General features: G+C 65.3%; 15 protein-coding genes. 10 read left to right on the forward strand and 5 right to left on the reverse strand.

The window, feature by feature from the left end; translation table 11 throughout:
- Nucleotides 1-28: 28 nt before the first annotated feature.
- Complete coding sequence (gene guaA / locus AC07Y0_RS17740) at nt 29-1591, forward strand: glutamine-hydrolyzing GMP synthase (RefSeq protein ID WP_498679034.1); 1563 nt, start codon at nt 29-31, stop codon at nt 1589-1591.
- 65 nt (nt 1592-1656) lie between these two features.
- Here guaA and arr read toward each other — a convergent pair whose 3' ends face one another.
- Nucleotides 1657-2070 carry an NAD(+)--rifampin ADP-ribosyltransferase gene (gene arr / locus AC07Y0_RS17745; RefSeq protein ID WP_498679035.1) on the reverse strand — a complete coding sequence of 138 codons (414 nt, stop codon included), beginning with the start codon at nt 2068-2070 and terminating at the stop codon, nt 1657-1659.
- 254 nt (nt 2071-2324) lie between these two features.
- On the opposite strand from arr, the gene AC07Y0_RS17750 reads away from it, so the two are divergent.
- From AC07Y0_RS17750 to ybaK, 3 genes are all read left to right on the forward strand, one after another.
- The gene (locus AC07Y0_RS17750) at nt 2325-3131 is read left to right on the forward strand and encodes a hypothetical protein (RefSeq protein ID WP_498679036.1); all 807 of its coding nucleotides are present in this window, start codon (nt 2325-2327) and stop codon (nt 3129-3131) included.
- Nucleotides 3132-3260: 129 nt separating this feature from the next.
- Entirely contained in the window at nt 3261-3611 is a 351-nt protein-coding gene (locus tag AC07Y0_RS17755) for an ArsC family reductase (protein WP_498679037.1), read from the forward strand.
- Nucleotides 3612-3615: 4 nt separating this feature from the next.
- Entirely contained in the window at nt 3616-4089 is a 474-nt protein-coding gene (gene ybaK, locus AC07Y0_RS17760) for a Cys-tRNA(Pro) deacylase (protein ID WP_498679038.1), read from the forward strand.
- An 18-nt stretch (nt 4090-4107) separates the two neighbouring features.
- Here ybaK and AC07Y0_RS17765 read toward each other — a convergent pair whose 3' ends face one another.
- Nucleotides 4108-4617, reverse strand: a complete 510-nt coding sequence (locus AC07Y0_RS17765; RefSeq protein WP_498680268.1) for a MarR family winged helix-turn-helix transcriptional regulator — start codon at nt 4615-4617, stop codon at nt 4108-4110.
- A 25-nt stretch (nt 4618-4642) separates the two neighbouring features.
- On the opposite strand from AC07Y0_RS17765, the gene AC07Y0_RS17770 reads away from it, so the two are divergent.
- Nucleotides 4643-5314 carry a glutathione S-transferase family protein gene (locus AC07Y0_RS17770; RefSeq protein ID WP_498679039.1) on the forward strand — a complete coding sequence of 224 codons (672 nt, stop codon included), beginning with the start codon at nt 4643-4645 and terminating at the stop codon, nt 5312-5314.
- 86 nt (nt 5315-5400) lie between these two features.
- Nucleotides 5401-6657: an aminopeptidase gene (locus AC07Y0_RS17775; protein WP_498679040.1), complete on the forward strand. Its 1257-nt coding sequence runs from the start codon at nt 5401-5403 to the stop codon at nt 6655-6657.
- A gap of 45 nt (nt 6658-6702) precedes the next feature.
- Here the strand turns inward: AC07Y0_RS17775 and AC07Y0_RS17780 are convergent, their stop codons facing one another.
- Nucleotides 6703-7590 carry an EamA family transporter gene (locus AC07Y0_RS17780; RefSeq protein WP_498679041.1) on the reverse strand — a complete coding sequence of 296 codons (888 nt, stop codon included), beginning with the start codon at nt 7588-7590 and terminating at the stop codon, nt 6703-6705.
- Between the two features lie 78 nt (nt 7591-7668).
- On the opposite strand from AC07Y0_RS17780, the gene AC07Y0_RS17785 reads away from it, so the two are divergent.
- Both AC07Y0_RS17785 and AC07Y0_RS17790 read left to right on the forward strand, forming a co-directional pair.
- Nucleotides 7669-8166, forward strand: a complete 498-nt coding sequence (locus AC07Y0_RS17785) for a MarR family winged helix-turn-helix transcriptional regulator (RefSeq protein ID WP_498679042.1) — start codon at nt 7669-7671, stop codon at nt 8164-8166.
- A gap of 136 nt (nt 8167-8302) precedes the next feature.
- Nucleotides 8303-8644, forward strand: coding sequence for a hypothetical protein (locus AC07Y0_RS17790; protein WP_498679043.1), 342 nt, complete (start codon nt 8303-8305; stop codon nt 8642-8644).
- 107 nt (nt 8645-8751) lie between these two features.
- Here the strand turns inward: AC07Y0_RS17790 and xseA are convergent, their stop codons facing one another.
- Nucleotides 8752-10392, reverse strand: a complete 1641-nt coding sequence (gene xseA, locus AC07Y0_RS17795) for an exodeoxyribonuclease VII large subunit (RefSeq protein ID WP_498679044.1) — start codon at nt 10390-10392, stop codon at nt 8752-8754.
- A 206-nt stretch (nt 10393-10598) separates the two neighbouring features.
- Here xseA and AC07Y0_RS17800 point away from each other — a divergent pair, with 206 nt between their 5' ends.
- Nucleotides 10599-10862: a spike base protein, RCAP_Rcc01079 family gene (locus AC07Y0_RS17800; protein ID WP_498679045.1), complete on the forward strand. Its 264-nt coding sequence runs from the start codon at nt 10599-10601 to the stop codon at nt 10860-10862.
- 132 nt (nt 10863-10994) lie between these two features.
- On the forward strand, nt 10995-11225 hold the full coding sequence (locus AC07Y0_RS17805) for a hypothetical protein (protein WP_498679046.1): 231 nt from the start codon (nt 10995-10997) through the stop codon (nt 11223-11225).
- 60 nt (nt 11226-11285) lie between these two features.
- Here the strand turns inward: AC07Y0_RS17805 and AC07Y0_RS17810 are convergent, their stop codons facing one another.
- Entirely contained in the window at nt 11286-13103 is a 1818-nt protein-coding gene (locus AC07Y0_RS17810) for a hypothetical protein (RefSeq protein WP_498679047.1), read from the reverse strand.
- Between the last annotated feature and the right edge of the window lie 111 nt (nt 13104-13214).

Here is a 13214-nt window from a genome sequence, read left to right on the forward strand (position 1 = left end):
AATCCGCGCTTTTCATTAAAGGCTCGCCATGACCCAGACAGCACATCCCGACAGCGTTCTCATCATCGATTTCGGCAGCCAGGTAACGCAGCTGATCGCACGACGCGTGCGCGAAGCCGGCGTCTATTGCGAAATCGTCCCCTTCCAGTCCGCCGAGGAAGGTTTCCACCGGCTGAAACCGAAGGCGATCATCCTGTCGGGCAGCCCGGCTTCGACCCTGGACGAGGGAAGCCCGCGGGCACCCCAGGTGATCTTCGACAGCGGCCTGCCGATCTTCGGCATCTGCTACGGCCAGCAGACGATGTGCGCCCAGCTCGGCGGCAAGGTCGAAAGCGGCCATCACCGAGAATTCGGCCGCGCCTTCCTCGAGATCGACAAGGAATGCCCGCTGTTCGAGGGCCTGTGGTCGGCCGGCTCGCGCCACCAGGTCTGGATGAGCCATGGCGACCGCGTCACCGCGATCCCGCCGGGCTTCGAGGTCGTCGCCACCTCGTCCAACGCCCCCTTCGCCTTCATCGCTGACGCGAAGCGCAAATATTACGCCGTGCAGTTCCATCCGGAAGTGGTGCACACGCCGGACGGCGCCAAGCTGATCGGCAACTTCATCCACAAGATCGCCGGGCTCAAGGGCGACTGGACCATGTCGGCGTATCGCGCCAAGGCGGTGCAGGCCATTCGCGACCAGGTCGGCGACAAACGCGTCATCTGCGCGCTGTCGGGCGGCGTCGATTCCTCTGTCGCGGCTCTGCTGATCCACGAGGCCGTCGGCGACCAGCTGACCTGCATTCTCGTCGACCATGGCCTGATGCGCAAGAACGAGGCGGCCGACGTGGTCGCCATGTTCAAGGAACACTACAACCTGCACCTCATCCACGTCGACGCTATCGACCGCTTCGTCGGCGAACTGGAAGGTGTGAGCGACCCGGAAACCAAGCGCAAGATCATCGGCCGCCTGTTCATCGAGACCTTCGAGGACGAGGCGAAGAAGCTCGGCGGCGCCGACTTCCTCGGCCAGGGCACGCTTTATCCGGACGTCATCGAAAGCGTCTCGTTTACCGGTGGCCCGTCGGTGACGATCAAGTCGCACCACAATGTCGGCGGCCTTCCCGAACGCATGAACATGCAGCTGGTCGAGCCGCTGCGCGAACTGTTCAAGGACGAGGTGCGGGCGCTCGGCCGCGAACTCGGCCTGCCGGACAGCTTCATCGGCCGCCATCCCTTCCCGGGCCCCGGCCTCGCCATCCGCTGCCCCGGCGGCATCACGCGCGAGAAGCTGGAGATCCTGCGCGAAGCCGACGCCATCTATCTCGACGAGATCCGCAAGGCGGGCCTTTACGACGCCATTTGGCAGGCCTTCGCCGTGCTCCTGCCGGTGCAGACCGTCGGCGTCATGGGTGACGGACGCACCTATGAATTCGTCTGCGCGCTGCGCGCCGTGACCTCGGTCGACGGCATGACCGCCGATTTCTACCATTACGACATGGAATTCCTCGGCCGCGCCGCCACCCGCATCATCAACGAGGTGCGCGGCATCAACCGCGTCGTCTACGACGTGACGTCGAAGCCGCCGGGCACGATCGAGTGGGAGTGAGGGCTCGCTTTTCCCAGAGGCGAAATCCAACCGCGCTACGTCAGAAATCTGAATGTCGATCGGCCCTAGTCGATGATTTCGGCACCTTCTGTCTTCAAGCGGTCGAGGCTAGCCTTCATCTGCTCTAGTTGTTCAGTCGGGTGACCCCGCCATTTTGTCACTTCGGCGACAATTCGCAGCGGATCGCGGGAGCGATACGATAGCGTTGGATTTCCAGGAAACTTCTTGTCTGTCAGGTTCGGGTCGTCCTCGATTGGCCCGGTTGGCTCCACCACATAGATGCGCCCTCGCCCACTGCCTGCAGCAAGCTCAGCGCCCCAGATCGCGGCATCAAGCGTACCTGAAAAATACACCCAGGATAGCGGCTTGGCTTCAGTGAAGTTGGACTGGTAGCCGACGACGATCAAATCTCCCGGTTCGAGATTTGCGCGTGTCCCATGAAAAAACTGGCGGGTAAAAGCGCTGGCTGTATTTGTCATAGGTCTTTGGTTCCTTCTGACGAATCGAGGACGGTGTTCATGCGACAGACACCCAGCCTGCTGCTAGCCCCATATCGGGCTAGACAATCATGCTGGCAAGGGCTCCAATTTCTGGCGACAGGTGCTGCTCGAGACTTGCGACCGTCTCACCATTTCGCCCGAAAAAGCTGATGCAGGTCAATGCAGGTTGCCGTGCTGCGCCCGATGGTTACCCTCATCTGCAGAGTGACGGACATCAAGCAGGGGAAGCCAACATGAGATGGCAGGTCGAGCGGGTCGAGAGCTTCATTCGCAGAACAAGCGCCAAGGCATCTCTCTCAGCCTTTGCGATCATCGTTGCCCTCTGCATGAGCATTTGGGGCGTGTCGCCGGCTCTCGCCGATCGGGACACGACGAAGTTTCATAGCGGCGCATGCAAAGGCGCCTACCCCGGCTGGCTGCGCGGCGTGGTCGATGGTTACAACGATTTGTCTAAGAGCCCCGTTGAGAACCCGTCGAGCCTCTTGCTGAAAGTTCCGACGCCGGAGGCACTTTCGCCTGGCGACGAACGTCTCGGATTTGGCGACGGCCTGCAGGAGGGCTTCAAGCTGGGGGTAGGCTATGGGGTGGAACTGGGAAAGGCTGCGCGAACGCGTGATAATGTTTCCCAAAAGATGGCAGATCTGACGGCACAATTCCAAGCCTACATGCAGACACACTGTATAGAGCCAGCCGCCGCATTGAATTGGGACACGACTTTTATGAATGACAGGGGCACTTCGACCGTCTCCAGCCTGAACGAGGCTCAGCTCGCCATGCATCTTGCGGCCACGGCCAATCAGATGGCTATCCAAGCCGAAAACATGGCCCGCGACGCCAAGGAGGCCGAAGCAAAAGGGGACCAACCAGTGGTCATGGCCTTGAGAGCCGCTGCGCAGTCCTCTGCGCAGACCGCTGCGGGTTTTGCCCAGATGGCCAAAAGCCATGCCGCCACCGGGCGAGAGGAAGCGGTTCAAGCCATCATAGACGCGCAGGCCGCCGCCGACCGGGCCAGGGAAGCCGCCGATAGCATTGGAGGCTAGTTGTGGAAGCCGACGCAGCCGGCTGCAACGGCCGTGCGCGGCTTGCAAAGCGTCCGAGGTTTGCTATGTCAGTTCACAAGCGTCGCCCGCCGCCGCCTTCCCCGCCCAGCGTCGATGAGGACCGATCCCATGGCCGCCATGATCTACGGCATCAAGAACTGCGACACGATGAAGAAGGCCCGCCTATGGCTCGAAGAGCACGGCGTCGATTATGCCTTCCACGACTACAAGGTCTCGGGGATTGACCGGAACCATCTCGAGCGCTGGTGCGGCGAAGCCGGCTGGCAGACCGTGCTCAATCGCGCCGGCACGACCTTCAAGAAGGTGCCCGGCGAGGCAAAGCTCGATCTCGACCAGGACAAGGCGATCACCCTGATGCTCGCCCAGCCCTCGATGATCAAGCGCCCGGTGCTGGAGGCTGACGGCACGCTGCTCATCGGCTTCAAGCCGGAAATCTACGCCGCTGCTTTGAAGGCCTGATCTCATGGCGAAGACGACGCGCGCGACCCAGTTCCTGGAAAAGGCCGGGGTGACCTTTACCACCGTGACGTATGACTATGATCCGAACGCCGAACGCATCGGGCTGCAGGCGGCGGAGGCGATCGGCGAGGCGCCGCATCGCGTGCTGAAGACGCTGATGGCCGAACTCGACGGCAAGCCGGTCTGCGTCGTCGTGCCCTCCGACAAGGAGGTGAGCATGAAGAAGCTCGCCGCCGCCTTCGGCGGCAAGCATGCGGCTATGATGAAGCCGGCGGTGGCCGAGAAGACGACGGGCTATGTGGTCGGCGGGATCAGCCCCTTCGGCCAGAAGAAGCTTGTGCCGACGGCGATCGAGATCGAGTCGATGGCGGAACCGCTGGTCTACATGAACGGCGGGCAGCGCGGCCTCCAGATTCGGCTTTCGCCGCAAGATGCGCTGAAGGCGCTGGGTGCCATCGCCGCGTCGCTGGTCGCCTGACTACGGCGCGGCCGAGCCTCAGGCCAGTCGCTTGAGCAGACTTGTCAGCATTTGCGCCTCCTCCTCGCTCAACCGGGCTCCCAGATGCTCCTCGATCGAGCGCCCGTAGATCGTCCACATGCGCGCACGCCTTTCCCGCCCCGCCTCGGTGATCAGGACCCAGCGTCCACGACAGTCCTGGTCGAACACCTCGCGGCGCACCAGCGCCTCCTTCTCCAGCCGATCGATCAGCCGCGACAGATTGTACTGGGTCAACAGGGTGCGCTCTTCGATCTCGAAAGGGCGCAGGCGACCATCTTCCGTACGATCGAGCTCCCATAGCACATCGTACCAACTGAGGGGCGGCAAGCCTGCCGCCTTCAGGTCGCGTTCCATCGCCGCGAGTACACGCTGCTGCGCGCGCGCCAGCGTAACCCAGAGTTCCGTGGCGCTCGCGGCTGAACACGGGGCGGTCTTCTTATCGTCGGACATAGATGCAATTACATGCATCTTGACGATCTCCGCAAGATGAATTACATGCATATGCATATATTTCACACGGAAGGACGTCCCCATGGCCAAACTACGCCTCGTCAGCCACCATCTGTGCCCCTATGTCCAGCGCGCCGCGATCGCGCTCGCCGAGAAGGGCGTGCCCTTCGAGCGCATCAACATTGACCTTGCGGCAAAACCGGACTGGTTCCTGAAAATATCGCCGCTCGGCAAGGTTCCGCTCCTGCAGGTCGAACAGGACGTGCTGTTCGAAAGCTCGGTCATCTGCGAATACCTGGAGGAGACCCAACCGGGCCAGAAGCTGCACCCGGCCGACCCGCTGCGGCGCGCCCGTCATCGCGGCTGGATGGAGTTCGGATCCTCGATCCTCTCCGATCTCTGGGTCTTCGAAACCACCCAGGACCAGGCGGCGCTGGAGGCCAAGAGCAAGGTGCTCGCCTCCAGATTTGCCACGCTGGAGGCCGAAGTCGGGGACGGGCCATTCTTCGCCGGCGCACATTTCAGCCTCGTGGATGCGGTCTTCGCGCCGATCTTCCGCTATTTCGACCTGTTCGACAGGCTCGCCGACCATCGGATCTTCGACGGCCTACCGAAGGTGACTGCATGGCGTCAGGCGCTGGCTGCACGCCCCAGCGTCAAGGGCGCGGTCGCCGACGATTATGCTGACCGGCTCATGGCCTTCCTGGAGAAGCACGACGCTGTCCTCTTGAAGCAGGCGAGGCCGGCGGTCTGAACAGGCGCCGGCTTCGCATCCGTCTTCTGTTTTGCCCGAATCCGTCCTAAAAGGGCGCAACGCAATCGACGGAAGCAGGATATTCGATGAACGCACCTCTCCATACCGCCATCGACCCGGTCGACCCGGTCCGCCTCGACAAGCTCGCCGAAGTGGCCGTCAAGGTCGGGCTCCAGCTGCAGAAGGGCCAGGACCTGGTTCTGACCGCGCCGCTCGCGGCATTGCCCCTGGTGCGCCTCATCACCAAGCACGCCTACATGGCGGGCGCCGGCATCGTCACAACGTTCTACGCCGACGAGGAGACGACGCTGGCGCGTTATGCCTACGCACCCGACGAGAGCTTCGACAAGGCGTCCGGCTGGCTCTATGACGGCATGGCCAAGGCCTTCGAGGGCGGGGCGGCACGGCTGGCGATTGCCGGCGACAATCCGATGCTGCTGGCCGGCCAGGACCCGGCCAAGGTGGCGCGCGCCAACAAGGCCAATTCGATCGCCTACAAGCCGGCGCTGGAGCACATCTCCAACTTCGACATCAACTGGAACATCTGCTCCTATCCCAACCCGTCCTGGGCCAAGCTCGTCTTCCCGGACCTGCCGATCGCCGAGGCCGTCGGCAGGCTCGCCGAGGCGATCTTCGCCGCCTCGCGCGTCAACGAGGCCGATCCCGTCGCCGCCTGGGCCGCCCATAATGCGGAGCTCCGCAAACGCTCGGGCTGGCTGAACGGCGAGCGTTTCTCGGCGCTGCATTTCACCGGCCCCGGCACGGATCTGACCGTCGGTCTCGCCGACGGCCACGAATGGCATGGCGGCGCGTCCACGGCGAAGAACGGCGTCACCTGCAATCCCAACATCCCGACCGAGGAAGTGTTCACCACGCCGCATGCGCTCAGGGTCGACGGCCATGTCTCGTCCACCAAGCCGCTGTCGCACCAGGGCACGCTGATCGACAATATCCAGGTGCGATTCGAGGGCGGCCGCATCGTCGAGGCGAAGGCGTCGAAGGGCGAGGAAGTGCTGCTCAAGGTGCTCGACACCGACGAGGGCGCGCGCCGTCTCGGCGAAGTGGCGCTGGTGCCGCATTCCTCGCCGATCTCGGCCTCCGGCATCCTGTTCTACAACACGCTGTTCGACGAGAACGCGTCATGCCACATCGCGCTCGGCCAGTGCTATTCCAAGTGCTTCCTCGATGGCGCCTCGCTGACGCCGGAGCAGATCAAGGCGCAGGGCGGCAATGCCTCGCTGATCCACATCGACTGGATGATCGGCTCGGACAAGGTCAACATCGACGGCATCCGCGCCGACGGCGCGAAGGTGCCGGTGATGCGCAAGGGCGAATGGGCCTGAGTGATCCGATCATCGGAGGGGTCTGTCCTGCCGGCCTTTCCAGCGTCAGACGTCGGCTGACACTGCCCGAGGCGGCCGGGACGCCCACTGCGCCGACCAGACGCTGACGAGCACCGCCACGAAGCCGAGCATTTGCAGCGGCGACAGGTTCTGGCCGAGCAGCGTCCAGCCGAGCAAGGTCGCGACCAGCGGGCTCAGGAAGCCGAGGGAGGCCACCGCCGACGGCTCGAGGCGGGCAAGTCCCCAGAACCAGACGAGATAGGTCAGCGCGCCGCCGATCAGGCCGAGATGGACGAAGCCGAGATAGTTTGCAAGCGTGAGCGAAGGCAGGGCCGGCTCCAGCAGCAGCGCCAGGGGCACCAGCATGATGCCGCCCGCCGTCAGCTGCCAGGCGGTGAAGGTCAGGCTGGAGACCGGCGGGCGCCAATGGCGCGATAGCACCGTGCCCGCCGCCATGGACGCGGCACCGGCAAGGCCTGCCGCCACGCCCAGCGGGTCGAGCGCCGCCTTCGGCGTCAGTACCAGCAGGGCCACGCCGAACAGCCCGCCGGCCGCCGCCAGCACCACGGCCCGGCGCATCGGCGTGCCGATGACGAGCCGGGCGAGGCCGATGACGATCAGCGGCTGGATCGCCCCCACCGTGGCGGCGACACCGCCCGGCAGGCGATAGGCCGAGACGAACAGCATCGCCCAGAAGACGGTGAAATTCAGCCCGCCCAGCACGAAGACGCGCGGCCACCAGCGGCCCGACGGCAGCTGCCGCACGAGGACCAGCAACAGCAGACCGGCCGGCAAGGCGCGCAGCATGGCGACGGTGAGCGGGTAACCCTGCGGCAGGAGGCCGGTGGTGACGATGTAGGTGCTGCCCCAGATCGCCGGCGCAAGCGCGGTCAGGGCGATCACCGCCAAGGGCGACTTTGTCTTCAGTTCCATTATCTCGACCTCAAATTAAATGTTCAGATTATCGACAAATATCTTGACGTCAAGCAAAATTGTCGGCTAGCTGTTCCCATGACCATTCCCAATCCCGACGCCGTCGACCACATTCTTGCCCAGTGGAACCGGGAGCGGCCCGACCTCGACGTCTCCGCCATGGGGCCGCTCGGAAGGCTGGCGCGGCTGCGCACCCATCTGTCGCGCGAGATCGACGCCGTGCTTTCGGCGCATGGGCTGAACAGCTCGACCTTCGACGTTCTGGCGACCCTGCGCCGCTCCGGCGCGCCTTTCCGCCTGTCCCCCTCCGACCTCATGGCGACGATGATGGTCACGTCGGGCACCATGACGAACCGGATAGACCAACTGGAGAAGCAGGGCCTCGTCGAGCGCCTGCCCAATCCGGACGACCGGCGCGGCCTGATCGTGGCGCTGACGCCGAAGGGACGCTCGCTCGTGGACGAGGCCGTGACGGCGCACGTCGCCAATCAGGAGCGGCTGATGGCCACGCTCAGCCTCGAGGAGCGCCGGGCGTTCGACGTGCTTCTGCGGCGGCATCTCAACGCCTTCGAATAGATCGGCGGGCCGCGCGCCATGGGGGCCCCATTTAAATCCCCGGCGGATTTCCTATGTTCAGGAAGAACGGCTTGTCGCGGACGGCTCCATTGTCGGCCTCGACCAAGCCTGATCGGCACAACAAGGAGAAGAGACCATGAGACGGATCACAGGCGCACTGTTCGCGACCCTCTCGCTGCTCACCACCGTGACATCGCCTGCCATCGCCGACGATGCTGAGTTGGCGGCGATCCTGTTCGGGCGCAACTACGATGACGGCGTCATGGCCGTTTCCGTCTGGCCTGGACATGCCAATCGTGGCGAGGGCGGAGCCGCAGTGCCGACCTCGCAGACCCCGGCCCGCCTGCGCGCGGCGCAGGCCGAAGTCGCTGCGGATCCAACGCTTCAGGCAGCGATCGCGAGGCGCAACATCGCCCTGCACAACGTGGTCTGGGTTGAGACCGCAGCCAATGGCGGCCGGATCCTCTACTACCGCTGAGCGCCCTTCCATGGCCGGCGCGGCCGCTGCCCGGCATGAGAACCGCCGAGGCAGTGAAGGCGATCATTCCGCCAATGCTGGTGCAATGACAGCGCGCCGTTCGCCTTTCAAAACAGGCTGCCCTGCCCGGCCGGCGGTTCGCTCTTCTTCGCAGGTCGAGGCGCGGCTGCAGGCCTGGCGCTGACGGCCGACGATGCGGGCGGCGATGAAGGTTCACGCACGGGCTGGCCCGGCGCGCCGTCTCCGCCTTCGGTGACGGCCGAGACGCGACCGTCGGAAAACTCGATCGAGATCGCCGATCCCGCACCAAGGCTGGTCGCCCGCGAGACCGGACGATCGGCAGCATCGCGGATCACCGCATAGCCGCGCTGCAGCACGTTCTTGTAGGACAGTGACTGCAGCATGCGCTCGTGACCGACAAGCGTCGCGCGGTTCGCCCTCAGTTCGTTCACCACTGCGGTGTCGGCCCGCCGCGTGAGGCCCTCCAGGCGGTCGCGGCTGCGGTCGGTCTGCGCGCGCAGGCGTGCCGGCAGATTGCGCAGCACCGCGTCGGCGCCGCCCACCCTGGCCCGCAGGCGATCGATCATGCGTTCAACGATGCGTTCGGCCAGCGCCGCGCGTTCGGAAACTCTCTGACGCCTCTCGCCGATACGCCGCGCCAGCATGTCGGGACGCAGCGCCGATGCCGAGCGCTCGAAGGCCCGGCGCTTGGCCATGGTGTTGAGCTCGAGGCCCCGGCCGAGCCCGGTCGCCGCCTCGTCGAAACGGCGGCGCGGCAGGGCGAGCAGTTGGTCGAGCGACGGCAGCGCACGTGTCAGCGCCCTCAGGCCCTGGCGGCGGATTTCCATCTGGCGGGACGTGGCGCCCGAAAGCCGCGCGGCGATACTCGCCACCTGCGCCACCAGGTCGGCCTTGACCGGCACCGCCATCTCGGCGGCTCCCGTCGGCGTCGGTGCGCGCACGTCGGCGGCATAGTCGATCAGCGTCCAGTCGGTCTCGTGGCCGACCGCCGAGATCAGCGGAATGCCGCTTGCCGCGGCGGCGCGCACGACGATCTCGTCGTTGAAACTCCACAGGTCCTCAAGGCTGCCGCCGCCGCGCGCGACGATCAGCACGTCCGGCCGCGGGATCGGGCCGCCCGGCTCCAGCGCATTGAAGCCGTGGATCGCATTGGCCACCTCCTCGCCCGAGCCCTCGCCCTGCACCTTGACCGGCCAGACGAGCACATGCACGGGAAAGCGGTCGGCGATGCGGTGCAGGATGTCGCGGATGACGGCGCCGGTCGGCGAAGTCACCACACCGATCACCTTGGGCATGAAGGGCAGGAGTTGCTTGGTCGCGGGGTCGAACAGGCCCTCGGCGCCGAGCTTGCGCTTGCGCTCCTCGATCAGCGCCATCAGGGCGCCGGCGCCCGCCGGCTCCATCTGCTCGATGACGATCTGGTACTTCGACGAGCCGGGGAAGGTGGTGATGCGGCCGGTGGCGATCACCTCCATGCCCTCTTCCGGCCGATATTTGAGCTTGGAAAACGAGCCCTTCCAGATCACCGCATCGATGCGCGACTTGTCGTCCTTCAGGCTGAAATAGGCGTGTCCCGAGGAATGTGGACCGCGATAGCCGGAGATCTCGCCGCGCACGCGCACATGGTCGAAGGCGGTCTCGATCGTGCGCTTGATGGAGCCCGACAGTTCCGAGACGGTGAACTCGGCGAGATTGGAGCGCGAATCATCGCTGGAGAAACTGGTCATGCTCCCTTCCTAGCGCAAAAAGCGGGGAAGTTCAGCCGCCCCTTGCGCGCTTTTCCTCCCTTTCGCTCTCCGCCCAAGCCATGGCGCAACAACGAGAAATCGCTTCCTCCCGGCCATCTCGGCGAAGGATTTCCACACGTCGATTTCCCCGCCTCCGTGGCGGGGACGACAATCGTTCGAGATCAGACGCCAAGAGGAGCATTTCCATGACCGACCGCTTCGCAGACTTCCAGCCCTCGCTTTCCGGTCCGGCCTCGACCGGCTTCGCCATCGTTCCCGGCAACGACACGGACCTGCCGGAGGCGACGCGGGCGCTCTATGTCGGCAGCGGCGGCGATCTTGCCGTCACCATGCTGTCCGGCGCAACCGTCGTCTTCACCAACGTCGCCGGCGGCAGCCTGCTGCCGCTGCGGGTCGTCCGCGTGCGGGCGACTGGCACCACCGCCGGCGCCATCGTCGGGCTTGCCTGAGCCTCCTCCTCTCAAGGCAACCGATGGGCCGGGCGCGGCAAAACCTGCGCCCGGCCGCCCTTTCGGCCGGAAACCGCTTGTTAGACAATTCACCCTAGAATGGTCCGACGAGTTCCGAAGCCGAGACCCACGATGATCTTCCCGACCGCCATGATGATCGGATTTGCCGCCGGCCTCACCCGCTCGGCGATCGGCATCGTGATCGCGGCGGCGCTGGTCGGTCTGACCTTCGCGCTTGCCGTGATGGTATCGCCCGGCCCCGTCGCCTGGCCTTCGCTGGCCTGGGCCTATGCCGGGTTCAATTCGGGCCTGATCGCCCTGCTTCTGGGGCTTGTCGCGATCGAGCGCCGCAAGACCGCCTGAGAGCGCTTGCCTTGCCAGACATCGCCCCTAAACAACGCCGGCATTGAACGGCTGCGCGCCTCAGAACCGCGTGCGGTAGAGCACCATGCCCGATTTCGGATCGAGCGGCAGGGCTTCGAGGTAGGCGGGCACCTCGCCGCGCTCGAGCGCCGCATAGAACCCGTCGGGTTTGAGGTCGCGGATCATCTTCGTCTGCAGGTCGGAGCTGCAATAGGCGACGATCGTCGCGCCCGACCCGCGCAGGAAGGCTTCCGCCTCCGCCGGCTTCGCGAGGCCGATATGCAGTTCGGTCAGCATGCCGCCCTGGTTGCGGTGATAGGGCGCGGTCAGCACGCGATGCGCGGTGAAGCGCAGGATCTCGGAGCCTGAATTCGACGGTGCGACCACGGTGGCTGCGGGCAGCGCGGCCAGCTGGCGGAGCGCCGCAGCGGATTCGCAGTCCATGGTCGTCGCGGGACCGACCACCTCGGCCTTGAAGCGCTGCGAAATGCCCGCCGTTCCCTCCGTCACGAAGACGCCGGTCAGCGCCCAGACGCTCGGCACGGCGAGCAGCGTCGAGACGGCAAAGGCGAAGCCGGCGCTCGGGTTTTCGGGGTCGCTGCGCGCATTGCGGCGCAGTTCGGCAATCAGCAGCGAGAGCGGCAGGATCGAGAGCAGGTTGGCGAAGACGGCACCGCGCAGCTGAATGAGTGCGATCCCCCAGCTGACGAGGATCAGCGGCAGCAGGATGGCATGCAGTTCCGTGCGGTCGCGTCGGGCGATGCGGAAGAGGCAGGTGACCAGGGCGAAGAAACCGACGGCATAGAAGCCGCCGACGCTCGCGGGCTCGATGCGCAGTTGCCGGAGAACAGACTGGGCCTCGGTGACGTAGTCGAGCCAAAGGGTAAAGAGCAGCGGATCGAGATCGTTCAGCGGGTTCTGCAGGCATTGCGGCGCAAGCACCAGCGCCGCGGCGAGCACCAGCAGGCCATCGAGACCCAGCAACGCAAACCGCACGGGGCGCGAAGCGCCGCTTGCCAGTTGGGCGGAGAGAAACAGCAGCATGCCGCCGACCGCCGCGATCCCGTAATAGCCGATCGACAGGCTGTCGCAGGTGACCATGGTGTAGAGGTGCTGCGGCACTGTGGCGAAGAACAGGGCGGAGATGCTGATCATCACGGTGAGCGCGAAGGCGCGCGCCGCCTGGAGGAAGACCACGCCGTGCCAGGCCCAGAGGCCGGCCACCACCAGGCAGGCCGTCGCGACCAGGGGCGTCGTCTCGGCACCGATCGCGATGGCCAGTGCCGCTGCGAGGCCGGCAAGGGCGAAGCTTGCCGGCTTGTGGGCGGGATCGACCAGCATGGCGGCGATCACGGCCACCAGCACGAGCTGCACGTTGTGATGATCGATCGCACCCGGAAGGAAGCGGTTCGAGGTGATGATCAGCAGTGCGGCAAGCCCGAGCGCGATCTGCATGGCGGGAACGCCGCCGATGCGCCGCGCCCCCACCGCGACGGCCGCAAACAACGGGATCGTTAGGGCGAGCGGCCAGACCAAGAGGGCCATGGCTTCGGCACGGGCCGGCGGCAGGAAATGCGAGAAGGCGAGGATCAGCCCGGCGATCGGCAGGTCGATCAGCCGCGACCAGTGCATCAGCGTTCCACCGTCGAGCCCCAGCCGATATTGCGTGAGGTCAAACCACGACTGGCCGGCCAGGAGATCGCGCACCTGGACGAGGCGCATCACGTCGTCGTTGTCCGTGCCCACATAGTCGGTGGCGCCCGGCAGGTTGACGAGCAGGAGAATGGCGACCGTCACCGCGCCATAGAAGGCGACGGCGAACCACAGGCGATCCCAGAGCCGCACCGCCGTCTTACCGGTCGTTCCTTGATCCGCCATGCGCGCGTCAAACCCCGAAGAGGAAGCCTCGCGCAACCGAGCGTGAGGCGAAAAACATTGTTTGGTGTCGATCGGCGAAACCTAGCCTTAACCTTCTCAAGAAATAGTAAA

The organism is Allorhizobium sp. GW101-3B10, assembly GCF_059424725.1.